Below are 13,904 nucleotides of genomic sequence, written 5' to 3'. Positions count from 1 at the left end.
CCCGCGGCGTGCAAATCAGCGACGTGACCGTCGAGCGTGCCGACGGACCGCCGGTGCCCGTCCGGGTCTACCGCGGCGCTGCGCCACCGGCACCGGCGGTGATCTACTGCCACTCCGGGGCGTTCGTGCTGGGCAACCTCGACACCGACCACCGCCAGTGCGTGGAGCTTGCGCGCCGCGGCGAGTGCACAGTGCTCAGTGTCGATTACCGGTTGGCCCCGGAGCACCCGTATCCGGGCGCGCTCGACGATGCCGTCGCCATCCTGCGGTGGGCGTGGTCGGCCGCCGAGACTCTCGGCCTGGACCGCGACCGGCTAGCCGTGGCGGGCAACAGCGCGGGCGGGGCATTGGCCGCGACGCTGGCCCAGCGCTCAGCCGGGCACGTCGTCCCTTCGATCGTCGGCACCCTGCTGCATCAACCGGTGCTCGACGACCGGCCCACCGCGGCCAAGGCGGAGTTCCTCACCACCCCTGGTTTCGACGGCGAGGCGGTGGCCTGGATGTGGCGGTACTACCTCGGAGATCAGACGCCGACGGCTGAGGCGGTACCGGCCCGAAGTCACCGATTAAGCGGTGTGGCAAGCACATTCATCACCTGCTCCGAGTTGGACCCGCTGCGCGACGAGGCCCTGGACTATGCCCGCGAGCTGATGCGTGCCGGAGTGCACACCGACGTCCACGTCTTCGGCGGCACCTGCCACGGGTTCGACTCACTGTGCCCGCAGTGGTCGGTCAGCGATGACCTGCTCGAGATGCAGGCCGGCGCGCTGCGGCGATTTTTCTCCTAGCCCGACCTTTACAGAATGACGTTCGAATGTCACGCTGGTGGCGTGCTCGACACTGACGACATCGCCACCCGAAGCCAGCGGGCACCACGCCTTGCCCGCTATGAACTCGACGTCCTCGGCACCAACATCGCCGATGTGGTCGCCTGCGCGGGCGGCTGGCTGTTCGACCGGGTGATGTCGGGCTGGGACGTCACGGTCGCCCTGCCCGACGGCGCCAATCCGGCAGCGCTGCGCATCCTCGGGGTGCGCACCGCGACCGCCGCGTCGCTGTGCGACGACCGACCGGCCACCCGCGCACTGGCCGTGGCCGGACCGCTGTGCAGAACCGACGACCGGGTACGCGACGCGGTGGGCACGGCCCTGCGGTCCGTACGCAGCGAGGTCACGCTATGGGGCGATGCCTGGATTCCCGCGCTGGGCAGCCGCGGCGCGGCCGTCCGGCACGAATTGAGTTCAGCGGCACAGGTTTTCAAGGCTCAGGCGCTGGCGGCCGCTGGCGCACCCGTCGCGGCGGTCACCCCATTCGAGGTGTTCTTCAGCCACGGCCGCCTGGCCCGTACCGACTACCCCGACCTGCTGCCGGTCGGCTGAGCGCCGCCCTCAGCGGTCGACGAAGATGTCGACGATCGGGCTGTCCCCGCCACCGTAGCGGGACAGGTCCTCGACGCCGGCGGCGCGCAGCACATCGGAGTCGATCAGGCAGGCCCCGTTGACCTCCGCACCCGGCGAGGTCAGGATCTCGACCGCGGCGTCGGCCATGATCTCCGGGCTGCGCGAGGAGGCGATGGCGTCCTCGAAGTCCGGCGAGTTGGCCACCGCCGACGTCGCGATGTAGGTCTCCGGCCACAGGCAGCTGAAACCGATTCCGGTGTCGGCATATTCGGCCGCCCAGCCCATCGACAGCAGCGTCATGCCGTACTTCGACAGTGTGTAGGCCGGATGGGCCCCGAGCCAGTGCGGGTTGAGGTTCAGCGGCGGGGCGATCGTCACCACGTGCGCGTTGGGCGAGCGGCGCAGGTGTGGCAGGCAGGCCTTGGTCAGCAGGAAGGTGCCGCGGATGTTGATCTGCTGCATCAGATCGAACTTCTTGGCCGACAGCGACTCGGTGGGGTCGGTGGCGATGGCGCTGGCGTTGTTGATGCAGATGTCCACGCCGCCGAACCGGTCGACGGCGGTCGCCACGCTGCGGGCGACATCCTCCTCGCTGCGCACGTCCCCCACCACCGCCACGGCCTTACCGCCGGCGGCCTCGATATCGGCGGCCGCCGTGTAGACGGTGCCCGGCAGTTTCGGGTGCGGCTCGGCGGTCTTGGCCAGCAGAACCACATTGGCCCCGTGCCGGGCCGCACCCAGGGCGATGGCCAGCCCGATCCCCCGGCTGCCGCCGGAGACCACCAGCGTGCGGTCGGTCAGCGCGTGCTTCTCGCCCATCATTCTCCTCGCTGAAAATTACATTCTCTTTTTCAGCGAGCATAATCCTCACCCGGCGGGGTGGCCCGGCAGGGTCCTCAGGCCAGCACGGCAGCCAGGTCCGCCCGCGGTACCGACACCTGCAGCGGACCCTCGTTCTGCCCGAACAGCTGGTCCTGGTCGAAGTAGAAGACGACGGCGTCATCGGTGATCGCGAAGTTCTGATACGTCTCCGGATCCAGGCCGCCCCGGACGGGCTGGCCCCCCATGGTCTGTTCGAACTGCCTTCGCACCAGCGGATAGATGATGTCCAGCGGCTGGGATCCCGGGGTGAACAGCGTGTCGAAGGTGATCGGCCGCTGCGCACCGAGGTCGTAGCTGAACGTTCTCACCGACGACACCGGATGGGCTCCGACGTCCTGGCCCACGCGCACCACCACGCTCTCGGTGCCGGCGTCCGGCGTACCGGAGCGGTACACCGTGCTGGTGATCGACAGTTCGTAGGGCATGGGCCGGTCCACCGGCGGGAAGGACGCGACGTAGTCGAGGAACTGCGTGCGCTGGGTGGCCAGGTAACTCAGCAGCGGTGCCGAATCGGGGTAATCGGCCGGAAAGCGGATGTCGACGGTGTAGCCGGTGCCGTCGGTGTGCAACTGGCACGTCTGCCCGGTGTCCGGCGTCGCGCCGAAGTCGCCGCACGCGGGTGCGGCCGCCGCGGGAGGGCAGCCGATCATCGCGGCCGCCACGATGGCACCGAGGGCGGCAAGCCCGCGCACGGTCACGAACCCGCGTCCGGATACAGCAGCGCCTGGCTCACCGAGCCGCCGTTGACCGGCGGCCCGAGCAGCACGGTCGAGGTGTTGGCCGCGGGGTCGAAACTCACCAACGCAGTAGTGCCACCGCAGTTCGCCTGATCGAGCAGCACCAGCCGGCCGTTGGTCACTCCGGTCACGACGGCCCCGGGCGCCACGTTGGGCACCTTCACCCGAGTGGTATGGCCATCGGAGCTGAGCCGGGACAGGAAGCGCGAGCACCCCGCCCCCAGAGACTGCAGGAACGTGCCGCTGGGCAGTTTCCAGGCGTCGTCGTCGCCGAGGTCGCCACCGAACGCGGGGTCGTCCTGCTGGCCGGAGTTGACGGCGGTCAGCGCGGTGGGTGCGCTGCCGTCCAGCGGTACCTCCCAGAGCTGGTTGGCTGAACTCTTCTCTTCGGTGCAGTGCGCCAGCACGGTCTGCGGGGTCCACCACCGGACCGGACGGCACATGGCCGCCGGCATCGGGGCGGCCAACGTGCGGATCACCGTGCCGTCGTTGCCCAGTACGACGAGGCTGTTGTCGGCGCGGGCCACGACCTCGTTGCCGAGATTGGCGGTGCCCAGGACGAGTTGCGTGCCGTCGGGCGACTCCAGATATCCGCCGTTGAACGGGCCGGCTCCCCCGAGTTCGTCGGTCGGATACTCCTGCTGGGTATTACCTTGCAGATCAATCCGTTTCAGGGTGCCGGGCTGCTTGCCGTTGAACGACGTCCACACCAGCAGCGCGGTGCCGTCCGGGCGGGTGAAGCGCGGGAACCCCGACACCGGAACCGTCGTCTGGTCACCGGTGCGCAGGTCGACCAACAGCGCGGAGGTCGGTCCCCCACCGGGCGTGGCGAACAATGCGCGGGAACCGTCCCCCGACCAGTCGACGAGTTCGAGGCCGCTACCGGGCTCCAGCGTCGTGATGGCATAGCGTTTGGCGGACGGATCGACTAAATACACTGTGGCGGCTGCGGTTTCGGCAGTCGGCTCGCCGGGTTCCGGCTTCTCACCGGGGCGGTGCGGGGTCGCCGCACTCCACTGCGCCAGTATCCAGCCGGGCCCGACTTTGTCCCACGGCACATCTTTGACCGAACCGTCGGCCGCGGCGGTCGCAGTGGCCGACGCCGAGGTGGACGTCCCGGACGCCGACGCGCTCGTCGCGGATGCGGATGTCGTAGCGCTTCCCGGCGTGGTCGGCGACGAACAGGCCGCCATACTGGCCGCCGCGAGCACCGCGGCACCGATTCGCAGGTAGTGGAGATGATTCACGGTGACGCTCTTTCGGTCGGCCTGGCACCCTTGCGACCAGCAGTCAAGACAGCCCGTGGCGCTACCGATCCCAGAAATGCTGGCGTCAGGCTAACGGCAAGAGCCGACCGGGCAACCCAAAATTGACGTACTCGTCAGTCCCGGCGCATCGAGTGGCGGCCGTAGCTTTCGGCGTCGTCGGAATCCTCACGGTAGTGCCGGGGTCGCCGTGGCTCGCCCTCGTCACTGAGCCGGTGCCGAGAGAAGGGCTCGGATTCTTCGCTGCTGCTGACCTCGGGCACTGTCCACAGCGGGAAGTCCTCGGCGATGGTGGCCGGTTCGTCGTCGTCGCTGAACACCTCGGCGAACGTCGGGCGCACCGTATCCAGCGGGGTGAAGTGGTCCTCGGCGACGTGGAAACCGTTGTGGGCGAAGCCAATCGGCTCGACGACCGGGACAACCGGCTCAGGCTCCGGACGCCGCCACACGATTTGCTCGGTCTCGTCGTCGACCACTTCGGGCACGCCGATGAACACGCGCTCCCGGTCGACCTCGTACTCCAGATAGTCGTCATCGTCGTAGTAGGCGGGGAACCGGTCGGTGATCTCGTCGGCACCGGCCAGGCTCGGCCCCTCGACCCGACGCCCCAGCCCGCCGATCATGAACAACGCCGCGATGATCCCGAACAGCGCGACGAACGCAGGCAGCAGCACCGATTGGGACAGCGCGGCGGCGAACGGCTGGTGCAGGAACGCCGGCAACTTGAGCACCGCCAGGTCGCTGGCCGGGGTGTCGGCGGGCGCCGCGGGCAGCTCGTCGTTGATCCGCGCGGCCATCAGCGCGGCCATCCCGGCGCTGCCCAGCACGGAGCCGACCTGGCGGGTGGCGTTGTACACACCTGACCCGGCCCCGGCCAGCCGCGGCGGCAGATTACGGGTCGCGGTGGTGGCCAGCGGCGCCCAGATGAAGGCCATGCCGACACCCATCGCCGTCAGCGGAAGCACCAGTCGCCAGATCGGGGTGGCCGGTGCCATCTCGATGGACAGCCAGGTCAGGGCGATCGCCAGCACCGAGAACCCGAATCCGATGATCGAGCGCGGGTGGGTGCTGTCCACGATGCGCCCGACGAACGGTGCCAGCACGCCGCTGGTCACCGCCATCGGCGCCACCAGCAGTGCCGACCGGGTCGGCGTCAGCCCGCACACCACCTGGGCATAGAACATCACCGGCAGCACCATGGCGGTGACCACGAATCCGATCACGGCGACACCGAGATTGGACAGGCTGAAGTCGCGGTCGGCGAAGATCTCCAGCGGGATCAGCGGTTCGTTGCGGTTGATCGACTGCCAGTAGACGAAGGCCGCGAAGAAGCCGATCCCGGCGACGATGACGGCCCAGATCCAGGCCGCCCAATGATGGCTCTGCCCTTCCTGCAGTCCGAACACCACCAGGAACATGCCGATCCCGGACAGTGCGACGGGTGGGCACCAGCCACACCGCCAGCGCCAGGCCGATGATGCCGATCGGCACGTTGACGAAGAAGATCCACTCCCAGCCGAGGTGGTCGACGAGCACACCACCGGCGAGCGGGCCGACCAGGGTGGCCACCCCGGCGGTGGCGCCCCACACGCTCATCGCCACGCCGCGGCGCTGGGCCGGGAAGATCCGGGTGATCGTCGACAGCGTCTGCGGGGTGAGCAGCGCGGCGCCCAGCCCCTGCACGGCGCGCGCGACGATCAGCATCTCGATGGACCCGGACAGCCCGCACCACAGCGAGGACACCGTGAACAGCGCCAGCCCGGTCAGATAGAGGTACTTGGGGCCGTACCGGTCACCGAGCCGGCCGGCCAGCAGCAGTGGCACCGCGTAGGCCAGCAGGTAGGAGCTGGTCACCCAGATGACGCTGTCGTAGTCGGTGATCTCGAGTGCATCCATGATGCTGGGATTGGCGACCGCGACGATCGTCGAGTCGACCAGGATCATGAAGAAACCGACCATCATCGCCCACAGCGCATGCCATGGATTCGCCGGTGCGTTCGGCGGATCGGCCAAGTCCACGTCCGGCTCCTCGCCGGCCATGCTCCTGGTCATCTCCACACCTCGTTTCGGCTCCGCGCATCGGAATCGGGCCATTGGCTGACGGCATCGTCAATGCAGCAGAACAACTGCGGTGCCGGTTCGAGACTATCGACCGCCGTGTGCCTGCCGCCACGGCGGTGGCCGGGCGTAGGTTGAAAACGGACAGCTGTCGGGGGAATAGGTCCCCGTGGAGAACCGACACAGGACCGACATACAGCTGAGGAGGAGCCATGCTTTCCGACCGTTTTCGCCCCCTGCTGGAGGCGACGGGACCGTTCGTCTCGATCTACTTCGACGACTCGCACGACACCCAGGACGCCGCCGCCCAACTCGATGCCCGGCTGCGCGATGTGCGTAAGCACCTCGAGGAGCAGTCTGTGGACACCTCGGTGATCGAGGCGATCGACGCCGCGGTACGCGGCGCACACCCGCCGGTGGGCCGCAGCGGCCGGGCCGTCATCGCCGCCGGCGACACCGTCGTCACCGATGAACACCTGATCCGGCCGCCGGTCAGCACCGTGCTTCGAATCTCGGAATTGCCGTATCTGATCCCGATCGTCGAACACGGTCTGCTGCACACCACCTATCTGCTGGTGGCCGTCGACCACACCGGCGCCGACATCGCCGTGCATCGCTCGGGCACCACCCGCAGCGAGACCGTCGACGGCGATCACCGCCCGGTGCACAAGGCCAAGTCCGCCGAGCATCACGAGTACGGCACCGCGCAGGGCAAGGTCGAGGAGGCGGTGCGCCGCAATATCCGTGCGGTCGCCGACCGCATCACCCACCTGGTCGACGAGACCGGCGCCGAGCTGGTGTTCATCGAGGGCGAGGTGGGCGCACGCACCGAACTCGTCGCAGCCCTGCCCGAGCGGGTGTCTGCCATCGCGGTCGCACTGCTGGGCGGCGGGCGCACCGAGGGCACCGACCAGGCCGAGGTGCACCACGAGATCGGTCAGGAATTCCTCAAGCGGCGGCTGGCCACCATCGACGACGCCGCCCAGCGGTTCGCGGCCGGCCGCGGCACCGGGCTGGCGGTCGAGGGCCTGGCTGAGGTGACCGCGGCGCTGCGCGACGGCGCGGTGGAGACCTTGATCATCGGCGAGGTCGGCGAGGCCACCGTGGTGGCCGACACCGACCTGGCGATGATCGCCCCGGATGCCGACACCCTGTCGGATCTCGGCGGCGCCCCCGAGCGGACGCTGCGCGCCGACGAGGCGCTGCCGCTGCTGGCGGTGGCGACCGGCGCCGCGCTGGTGCGCACCGATGAGCGGCTCAGCCCGGCCGACGGGGTGGCCGCGGTGCTGCGCTACGCGATGTAAGCCCCGACGCGAGTGGCCACTTGCGTCACGCATCTGGCGCATGAAACCGCCGCGGAAATCCGTGGCACAAGTGGCCACTCGCGATCTAGTCCTGGGCACCGACGAGCAGCAGCGCCAGCAGGGCAATCGAAATCCCCGCGGTCATCACCACCGCCAGCGCCACCTCGTCATTGCCCAGCAGCCCGACCACCGGAGCGATCACCGCGCCGGTGGTGAACTGCGCGGCACCCAGCAGCGCGGCGGCGGTGCCCGCGGCGTCGGGGTGCCGGGTCAGCGCGACCGCGGGCGCGTTCGGCATCACGAAGCCGAGCAACGCCAGCACGGTCCACACCGGCACTACGAAGCCCGGCAGCCCGCCGGTGTGGGTGGCAGCCAGCGCGATGAACACCGCGCTGGCCAGCGTCGCGGCGACCAAAGCGGTGACCATGATGCGCTGCGGGCTGAACCGGCGCAGCAGTACGACGTTGAACTGGGTGGCCGCAATCAGCGCGATCGCACCCGCGCCGAACACCAGCGCGAAGCTCTGCTGATCCAAGCCGTGACGGCCCTGCAGCACGAACGGTGCGGCCGAGATGTAGGCGAACAGACCCGACATCCCGAGCGCGCCGACCAGCACCAGGATGAGGAAGCGCGCATCGCGGAACAGTTCGCCGTAGGTGGCCAGGATCGAGCGCAGCTTCAGCGGACGCCGGTGCGAGGGCGGCAGCGTCTCCGGCAGCGCCACGGCGGCCATCGCCAGCAGTCCCCCCGCCAGCACGATCAGCGACGCGAACACCCAGTGCCAGCTGGCGTGCAGCAGCACCGCCGCACCCAGCGAGGGGGCCAGCACGGGCGCGACGCCGAGCACCAGCATCAGCCGGGACATCACCGTGGCGGCCACCGAATCGGTGAACAGTTCACCCACCACCGCGACGGCGACCACCATGGCCGCGGCCGCGCCCATCCCCTGCAGTCCGCGGGCGATACCGAGCACCGTCATGTTCGGCGCCAGCAGGCAGACCAGCGAGGCCGCCATGTGCAGCAAAATTCCGGCGATCAGCGGCCGGCGCCTGCCTAGCGAGTCCGACAGCGGGCCGACGACGAGCTGGCCGATCGCCAGGCCAGCCAGCGTTCCGGTGAGCGTCAGCTGCGCCACCGACGAGGACACCCCGAGCTCGGTGGCGATGCGCGGCAGCGCCGGCAGATACATGTCGATCGTCAGCGGCCCGAGCGCCACCAGCGCACCCAGGATCACGATCATCCGGGTCCGGCTGGGCACTGCCGCAGTCTCGGCGGTGGGCGTGTTTCGCGTCGTCGTCACTGCCGGGGATGTTGCCATGCTCATCGTCAGCGCCGCCTTCCAAATATTTGTTCCTCCTGCGGGTATCCGGCGCGCGGTGACGGGGATCACTGCGGGGCACGTTGAAGGCCGTCTCGTTCGTTAGCCTGGTGGTGAGGCCACCCAGAGGAAGGCACCCGCATGAAACTCCGCCGACGGGGCACGTCACCGGAGAACCTGCCGGCCCAGATCGATGACGATCCGGTCATGTCGGCGCGGGTGCTCTCGCAGATCCTGGAGCGCAGCACCCGGGTTCAGGCACCCGCGGTCAAGGCCTATGTCGCCCGGTTGCGCCGGCTGAACCCGGACGCCAGCCCGGCCGAGATCGTCACCAAACTGGAGAACCGCTACCTGGCCGCCGTGATGGCCAGCGGCGCCGCCGTCGGCTCGGCTGCGGCATTCCCCGGCATCGGAACCTTGGCGGCCCTGTCGGCGGTGGCCGGCGAGACGCTGGTGTTCCTGGAAGCCACCGCGGTGTTCGTGTTGGCTGTCGCGGAGGGAACCTTGGCGGCCCTGTCGGCGGTGGCCGGCGAGACGCTGGTGTTCCTGGAAGCCACCGCGGTGTTCGTGTTGGCTGTCGCGGAGGTGTACGGCATTCCGCTCGAGGAGCGGGAGCGCCGGCGCGCGCTGGTGCTGGCCGTCCTCGTGGGCGACGACAGCAAGGGCGCGATCGCCGACCTCGTCGGCCCCGGCCGCACCAACGGCGCGTGGCTGGCCGAGGGTGCTGAGATGCTGCCGCTGCCGTTGGTGTCGCAGCTCAACACCCGACTGATGCGCTACTTCGTGAAGCGGTTCACCATCAAGCGCAGCGCCATGGCGCTGGGCAAAATGCTGCCGGTCGGCATCGGCGCCGCAGTAGGCGGCGGCGGCAACCGGCTGATGGGCAAGAAGATCATTTCCAACGCCCGCGCGGCGTTCGGTCCGGCCCCAGCGCGGTGGCCGGTGATGCTGCACCTGCTGCCCGCGGTGGCAGACGAAAGGTAGCGGCAAGGTAACCGTTCGCCGACGACGTCGCACCGGTTATCGCACCACGTCCGACCGTGACCCTGACGTGCTTCGGGAACGCGGGATAAGCGTTAGCCTTTAGGGCGGCGGCGATGAGTCGGGCACACCAGTGGGGCAAACCGTCGAGCACGGCTTGCCCGGACGACACGAATCGAGGCGAGTAACTGCCGTGAGCAGTACGAGTTCACCATTCGGCCAGAACGAGTGGCTGGTCGAGGAGATGTACCGCAAGTTCCGCGACGACCCCTCCTCGGTCGATCCGAGTTGGCATGAGTTCCTCGTCGACTACAACCCGGAGCCCACGACCGAGGCCGCCGGCAACGGTAAGCCCGCCCCGGTCGCCTCAGCCGCGCCGGTCGCGCCCGCCGAACCCGCTCCGGCTCCCCCGCCGGCCCCGGCACCCAAGCCCGCTCCCGCTGCTGCGCCGGCGCCCGCTGCCAAGGCCCCGGAGAAGCCGGCCGCAGCCAAGGCGGCTCCGGTCGCAGTGGCCGCCGACGACGAGACGCAGGTGCTGCGCGGTGCCGCAGCCGCGGTCGTCAAGAACATGAACACCTCGCTGGAGATCCCGACCGCCACCAGCGTGCGGGCCATCCCGGCGAAGTTGATGATCGACAACCGGATCGTGGTCAACAACCACCTCAAGCGCACCCGCGGCGGCAAGGTGTCCTTCACCCACCTGCTCGGCTACGCGATCGTGCAGGCGGTCAAGAAGTTCCCGAACATGAACCGGCACTACGCCGAGATCGACGGCAAGCCGAACAGCGTCACCCCCGCCCACACCAATCTCGGCCTGGCCATCGACCTGCAGGGCAAGGACGGAAAGCGCTCGCTGGTGGTCGCCGCCATCAAGGGCTGCGAGACCATGCGCTTCGGCCAGTTCATCGCCGCCTACGAGGACATCGTGCGGCGCGCCCGCGACGGAAAGCTCACCGCCGAGGACTTCTCGGGTGTGACGATCTCGCTGACCAACCCGGGCACCATCGGCACCGTGCACTCGGTGCCCCGGCTGATGTCGGGTCAGGGCGCGATCATCGGCGCCGGTGCGATGGAGTACCCCGCCGAGTTCCAGGGGGCCAGCGAGGAGCGCATCGCCGAACTGGGTATCGGCAAGCTGATCACGCTGACGTCGACCTACGACCACCGCATCATCCAGGGCGCGGAGTCCGGTGACTTCCTGCGCACCATCCACGAACTGCTGCTGTCCGACGACTTCTACGACGAGATCTTCTTCGAACTCGGCATCCCCTACGAGCCGGTGCGCTGGCGCACCGACAACCCGGATTCGATCGTCGACAAGAACGCCCGCGTCATCGAGCTGATCGCCGCCTACCGCAACCGCGGTCACCTGATGGCCGACATCGACCCGCTGCGGCTGGACAAGACCCGCTTCCGCAGCCACCCCGATCTCGACGTCAACACCCACGGCCTGACGCTGTGGGACCTCGACCGGGTCTTCAAAGTGGAGGGTTTCGCCGGTAAGGAAACCAAGAAGCTGCGCGACGTGCTCGGCCTGCTGCGCGACGCATACTGCCGGCACATCGGGGTGGAGTACACCCACATCCTCGAACCCGAGCAGCAGAAGTGGCTGCAGGAGCGCATCGAGGTCAAGCACGACAAGCCGACGGTGGCCCAGCAGAAGTACATCCTGAGCAAGCTGAACGCCGCCGAGGCGTTCGAGACCTTCCTGCAGACCAAATACGTTGGGCAGAAGCGCTTCTCGCTGGAAGGTGCGGAAACCGTCATCCCGATGATGGACGCGGTGATCGACCAGGCGGCCGAGCACGCCCTCGACGAGGTCGTCATCGGCATGCCGCACCGCGGCCGGCTCAACGTGCTGGCCAACATCGTCGGCAAGCCCTACTCGCAGATCTTCAGCGAGTTCGAGGGCAACCTGAACCCGTCGCAGGCGCACGGCTCCGGTGACGTCAAGTACCACCTCGGCGCCACCGGCAACTACATCCAGATGTTCGGCGACAACGACATTCAGGTCTCGTTGACCGCCAACCCGTCGCATCTGGAGGCCGTCGACCCGGTGCTCGAGGGTCTGGTACGCGCCAAGCAGGACCTGCTGGAGGAGGAAGGCTCCCCCGACGCCGAGGCGTCCCGCGAGTTCACCGTCATGCCACTGATGCTGCACGGTGACGCCGCGTTCGCCGGGCAGGGTGTGGTAGCCGAAACCCTGAACCTGGCGCTGCTGCGCGGGTACCGCACCGGCGGCACGATCCACATCATCGTCAACAACCAGATCGGCTTCACCACCTCGCCGCACGACTCGCGGTCCAGCGAATACTGCACCGACGTCGCGAAAATGATTGGCGCTCCGATCTTCCACGTCAACGGCGATGATCCGGAAGCCTGCGTGTGGGTGTCGCGGCTGGCGGTGGACTTCCGGCAGAAGTTCAAGAAGGACGTCGTCATCGACATGCTGTGCTACCGCCGCCGCGGGCACAACGAGGGCGATGACCCGTCGATGACCCAGCCCTACATGTACGACGTCATCGACACCAAGCGCGGTGTCCGCAAGACCTACACCGAAGCCCTGATCGGCCGCGGCGACATCTCGATGAAAGAGGCCGAGGACGCGCTGCGTGACTACCAGGGCCAGCTGGAGCGGGTGTTCAACGAAGTCCGCGAGCTGGAGAAGGTCGAGGTCGAGCCCAGCGAGTCGGTGGAAGCCGACCAGATGATCCCGCGCGGGATGACCACCGCTGTGGACAAGGCGCTGCTGGCCCGCATCGGCGATGCGCATCTGGCCTTCCCCGAAGGGTTTTCAGTGCATCCCCGGGTCAAGCCGGTGCTGGAGAAGCGCCGCGAGATGGCCTACGAGGGCAAGGTGGACTGGGCGTTCGGCGAGCTGCTGGCGCTCGGCACCTTCCTGGCCGAGGGCAAGCTGATCCGGATGTCCGGTCAGGACACCCGCCGCGGCACCTTCACCCAGCGCCATGCCGTGGTGATCGACCGCAAGACCGGCGAGGAGTTCACCCCGCTGGATCTGCTGACGATCAACCCGGACGGCACCCCCACCGGCGGCCGGTTCCTGGTGTATGACTCGGCGCTCTCGGAGTATGCGGCCGTCGGCTTCGAATACGGCTATTCCGTGGGCAATCCGGACGCACTGGTGTTATGGGAGGCGCAGTTCGGCGACTTCGTCAACGGCGCGCAGTCGATCATCGACGAGTTCATCAGCTCCGGTGAGGCCAAGTGGGGCCAGCTCTCCGATGTGGTGCTGCTTCTACCGCACGGTCACGAGGGCCAGGGTCCCGACCACACCTCGGGCCGGATCGAGCGGTTCCTGCAGCTGTGGGCCGAGGGTTCGATGACGATCGCGATGCCGTCGACCCCGGCGAACTACTTCCACCTGCTGCGCCGGCACGGTCTGGACGGCGTACACCGCCCGCTGATCGTGTTCACACCGAAGTCGATGCTGCGCAACAAGGCTGCGGTCAGCGATATCCGCGACTTCACCGAGCAGAAGTTCCGCTCCATCCTGGAGGAGCCGACCTACACCGACGGCGACGGCGACCGCAGCAAGGTCACCCGAGTCCTGTTGACCAGCGGCAAGATCTACTACGAGCTGGCCGCGCGCAAGGAGAAGGACAAGCGCGAGGACGTCGCGATCGTGCGCGTCGAGCAGCTCGCACCGCTGCCCAAGCGGCGGCTGTCCAACACCTTGGACTCCTACCCGAACGCGAGCGAGTTCTTCTGGGTGCAGGAGGAGCCGGCCAACCAGGGCGCGTGGCCGTCGTTCGGTCTGCATCTGCCGGAGTTGTTGCCGGACAAGCTGACCGGGATCAAGCGGATCTCGCGGCGCGCGATGTCGGCGCCGTCGTCGGGTTCGTCGAAGGTGCATGCCGTCGAGCAGCAGGAGATCCTCGACGAGGCGTTCGGCTAGCTTGCTTCTCGCGCCGCCCGCGAGTGTGCGATTTCATCCGCAA

At 68.4% G+C, this 13,904-nt stretch carries 10 protein-coding genes and 1 pseudogene; 6 read left to right on the top strand and 5 right to left on the bottom strand.

Translation table 11 applies throughout. The annotated features are described in order from the left end of the window. Positions 1 to 788: alpha/beta hydrolase (locus BN3385_RS13935; RefSeq protein WP_156432917.1), on the top strand; the 788-nt coding region annotated here is incomplete at its 5' end. 42 nt (positions 789 to 830) lie between these two features. Then, the gene (locus tag BN3385_RS13930; protein WP_059017313.1) at positions 831 to 1,379 is read left to right on the top strand and encodes a hypothetical protein; all 549 of its coding nucleotides are present in this window, start codon (positions 831 to 833) and stop codon (positions 1,377 to 1,379) included. 9 nt (positions 1,380 to 1,388) lie between these two features. Here BN3385_RS13930 and BN3385_RS13925 read toward each other — a convergent pair whose 3' ends face one another. The 4 genes and pseudogenes from BN3385_RS13925 to BN3385_RS13910 form a co-directional block, all read right to left on the bottom strand. Further along, positions 1,389 to 2,219: an SDR family oxidoreductase gene (locus tag BN3385_RS13925; RefSeq protein ID WP_197415214.1), complete on the bottom strand. Its 831-nt coding sequence runs from the start codon at positions 2,217 to 2,219 to the stop codon at positions 1,389 to 1,391. 77 nt (positions 2,220 to 2,296) lie between these two features. Further along, a complete protein-coding gene (locus tag BN3385_RS13920) occupies positions 2,297 to 2,980 on the bottom strand; it encodes an esterase (protein WP_059017311.1) in 684 nt (227 codons plus the stop codon). Further along, entirely contained in the window at positions 2,977 to 4,266 is a 1,290-nt protein-coding gene (locus tag BN3385_RS13915; RefSeq protein ID WP_197415213.1) for a TolB-like translocation protein, read from the bottom strand. The genes BN3385_RS13920 and BN3385_RS13915 overlap by 4 nt, the downstream gene beginning before the upstream one ends. 134 nt (positions 4,267 to 4,400) lie before the next feature. Continuing rightward, a pseudogene (locus BN3385_RS13910) lies at positions 4,401 to 6,246 on the bottom strand (MFS transporter). On the opposite strand from BN3385_RS13910, the gene BN3385_RS28970 reads away from it, so the two are divergent. After that, complete coding sequence (locus tag BN3385_RS28970; protein WP_231748898.1) at positions 6,179 to 6,385, top strand: hypothetical protein; 207 nt, start codon at positions 6,179 to 6,181, stop codon at positions 6,383 to 6,385. The pseudogene BN3385_RS13910 and the gene BN3385_RS28970 overlap by 68 nt on opposite strands. A gap of 169 nt (positions 6,386 to 6,554) precedes the next feature. Beyond that, positions 6,555 to 7,646, top strand: a complete 1,092-nt coding sequence (locus tag BN3385_RS13905; RefSeq protein ID WP_059017310.1) for an Rv2629 family ribosome hibernation factor — start codon at positions 6,555 to 6,557, stop codon at positions 7,644 to 7,646. A gap of 85 nt (positions 7,647 to 7,731) precedes the next feature. On the opposite strand, the gene BN3385_RS13900 is transcribed toward BN3385_RS13905, so the two are convergent. Next, positions 7,732 to 8,964, bottom strand: a complete 1,233-nt coding sequence (locus BN3385_RS13900) for a multidrug effflux MFS transporter (RefSeq protein ID WP_059021937.1) — start codon at positions 8,962 to 8,964, stop codon at positions 7,732 to 7,734. Between the two features lie 141 nt (positions 8,965 to 9,105). Here BN3385_RS13900 and BN3385_RS13895 point away from each other — a divergent pair, with 141 nt between their 5' ends. Beyond that, the gene (locus BN3385_RS13895) at positions 9,106 to 9,948 is read left to right on the top strand and encodes a hypothetical protein (protein ID WP_059017309.1); all 843 of its coding nucleotides are present in this window, start codon (positions 9,106 to 9,108) and stop codon (positions 9,946 to 9,948) included. Between the two features lie 190 nt (positions 9,949 to 10,138). Further along, positions 10,139 to 13,861: a multifunctional oxoglutarate decarboxylase/oxoglutarate dehydrogenase thiamine pyrophosphate-binding subunit/dihydrolipoyllysine-residue succinyltransferase subunit gene (locus tag BN3385_RS13890; protein ID WP_059017308.1), complete on the top strand. Its 3,723-nt coding sequence runs from the start codon at positions 10,139 to 10,141 to the stop codon at positions 13,859 to 13,861. Positions 13,862 to 13,904 lie beyond the last annotated feature (43 nt).

The sequence above is a fragment of the Mycobacterium sp. M26 genome, assembly GCF_001494595.1.
Lineage (GTDB): Bacteria > Actinomycetota > Actinomycetes > Mycobacteriales > Mycobacteriaceae > Mycobacterium.
Note: the sequence above shows the minus strand (reverse complement) of the source record. Positions and strands in the feature narration are given on the sequence as shown.